The sequence below is a fragment of the Desulfovibrio sp. 1214_IL3152 genome (assembly GCF_036763055.1).
Taxonomy (GTDB): domain Bacteria; phylum Desulfobacterota; class Desulfovibrionia; order Desulfovibrionales; family Desulfovibrionaceae; genus Desulfovibrio.
Window position 1 is genome coordinate 1 of the sequence record NZ_JBAIYW010000547.1, and the last position, 2,528, is coordinate 2,528.

Below are 2,528 nucleotides of genomic sequence, written 5' to 3' on the forward strand. Positions count from 1 at the left end.
TCACCGGGGTCAGTGCCGCCGCCGGGGCCTGTGCCGCCGCCGGGATTCGTGCCACCACCCGGATTAGTACCTCCACCGGGGCCAGTGCTGCCGCCCTGATTCGGATCTGTACCGGTATGGTGACCACCGCCCGATCTGCCCCCCAAGCCGCCACCGGAAAAAAACTTTCCGTCACCGGTATGGGAGAGGCCCTGGCCCACGGTCTCTCCATTGTCCGTCCCCGATCTGCCCCGTCGTATCATTTCGTCATTACCGTCAAGGCCGCCAAGGGAATCGACACCTTCCTGAAGAGCGTCATGCTCATGCCCCTGAAAAGAGGCGTTGCGCGTGGCGGCTATGCCCGCCTCGGGCATGCCTTCTTCACCCAGCGAGGAAAAAAATCCGGCAGGCGACATTTCCCGGCCATTGACGATGATGGCCGGGTGCGCGGCGGCCATCAGGCCTGCCAGGGATTGGTCCGTCCCCGCTGCCGCAAGCTGCACGGCGGGAAGAGGCGCGGGGTTCAGGTAATCTTCAAGAACCAGCCGGGAGCCGTCCTCGCGGGAGAAAACGAGATTATATCCCTCCAGCCCGACAAAAAGTCCCTGCATGGAGAAATTCAGTTCAATGCGTGACTGGTGCGAAAGGCCTTTAAGCACTATCTGATGCCCCGGAGGGGGCATGTACAGGGGGTGGGAAGCAAGCATATGCGCCTCGTGGTCTATCGTTCTCTCATGGCATTTTGCTGTGCCTTGAGCAGGGGTTTGAGCAGGTAGTCCAGTACGGTTTTTTTGCCGGAGATGATTTCCACCACGGCCACCATGCCGGGTATGATGGGCAGGTGCTCGTTGCGGTAGGTGATTTCATTCTTTTTGGTGCGCAATTTGACCAGATAGAAAAAATCATTCCTCTTGTCTTCGATGGTGTCGGCGCTGATCTGTTCCACCACGGCCTCAAGCCCGCCGTAGATGGAAAAATCATAGGCCGATATCTTGACGATGGCACGCTGTTCCGCGTGAATAAAAGCTATGTCTGCCGGGCGAACGCGGGCTTCTACCAGGAGTGTGTCGCCCAGAGGCACAATTTCCATGATGGGCTCGCCAGAGCGCACCACGCCACCTATGGTGTTGATGGCGACCCTTTTGACCGTACCCCGCACCGGAGCGCGCAGTTCTGTGCGGGTAACGCGGTCGCCTCCTGCCGAAAGCAGAGCCTGAAGCGAGGTCAGTTCTGTACGGCGCTTGTTAATTTCTGCTGATATTTCAGCCTCGTATTCAGCCTTGTGCAGGCCCAGCTTACGCTCGACCTCAAGGGCGGCTTCTTCAGCCTTGCCCAATGCGGCCGAAACCGCTTCGAGGTCGCCACGCAAGGTCACAACGCGCTGCTCCAGGTCGAGGTAGTCCACCCTGGGGTATAGTTTGCGCGCTTCCAGCGGCTTTGCCAGATCACGGCGTTCTTCGGCCAGGGCAAGGTTGTGCGCGATCTGGGTTTTGCGTCCGCGCTGCTCGTCCACATCTTTAAGGCGCTGTCTGTACTGCGAATTAAGCATCGCCATTTCTGAAAGGAATCTTTCGCGGCGGCTGTGGTACATCTCTTCCTGGTCAGCCACTATTTGCGGGGCAGAAGCCAGCAAATCCGCATCAAATACTGGAGGAACAGAGTTTTTTTCCGCTTCAAGGCGTATGAGGGCCACGCGGTTTTCCTGCGCCTTGGTCAGGGCGTCGGTGTACTGGCTGGCCGCGCCGAGATTGTCGAGGCGTGCAAGCGGCTGGTCTTTTTCAACTACCTGCCCCTCGCGAACCAGAACCTCACGCAAAATGCCGCCCTCAAGGTTCTGGATCACCTGGGTTCCGCTGGCGGCTACCACTTGCCCCTGACCGCGCGTTACTTCATCGATGGTGGCCCAGGACGCCCAGGCAACAAGAACGCACAGCAAAACGGCCGTGCCGAGAGAGAGGAACACGGCTTCCACCCTGCCTTTGCGTTGCAGTGCCGCATCCACCTTGCTCATATAGGGCAGTTGTTCTTCATCCTGTGCCGAAGCGAGGCCAAACAGCCGCCGCCATAAGTTCGTCAGGGCGCTCATAGTGCTCTCCCCATATCGGTTTCAGTCACGCCGCCGGAAGGCGTGGGGGGCGGTGCTGTCACTTGTTTTCCGGCGGTGCTTTCTTTCTCGCCCGCAGCGGTGCTGGCGGCGCTGTTCGCGGCTTGCTGTTCCTCGCCTGCAGGGCCGGGGGCCTGGCGCTTTTGCTTCTGGCTGGCTATGGCTTCCAGCACCTTGTCGCGCGGGCCGTCGGCCACCACGCGCCCGTTGTCGACAATGATGAGGCGGTTAACCAGGGCCAGCAGGCTGGCCCTGTGCGTGATGAGTACAAGGGTTTTGCTTTCCGACAGCTTGGCAAGCCGGGTAAGCAGTTGGCTTTCAGATGCCTTGTCCATATTGCTTGTGGGTTCGTCCAGGATAAGCACTTCGGGATCGTGCAGCAGGGCGCGGGCCAGGGCGACGGACTGACGCTGCCCACCGGAAATGGCAAGCCCCTGCTCGCCCA

General features: G+C 59.9%; 3 protein-coding genes. All 3 read right to left on the reverse strand.

Annotated elements, in window-relative coordinates; translation table 11 throughout:
• Positions 1-686: hypothetical protein (locus V6C07_RS11560; protein WP_333536631.1), on the reverse strand; the 686-nt coding region annotated here is incomplete at its 3' end.
• 14 nt (positions 687-700) lie between these two features.
• Positions 701-2,065, reverse strand: coding sequence for an HlyD family type I secretion periplasmic adaptor subunit (locus tag V6C07_RS11565; RefSeq protein ID WP_333536632.1), 1,365 nt, complete (start codon positions 2,063-2,065; stop codon positions 701-703).
• A partial coding sequence (locus tag V6C07_RS11570) for an ATP-binding cassette domain-containing protein (protein WP_333536633.1) occupies positions 2,062-2,528 on the reverse strand: 467 nt, incomplete at its 5' end. The genes V6C07_RS11565 and V6C07_RS11570, both read right to left, overlap by 4 nt.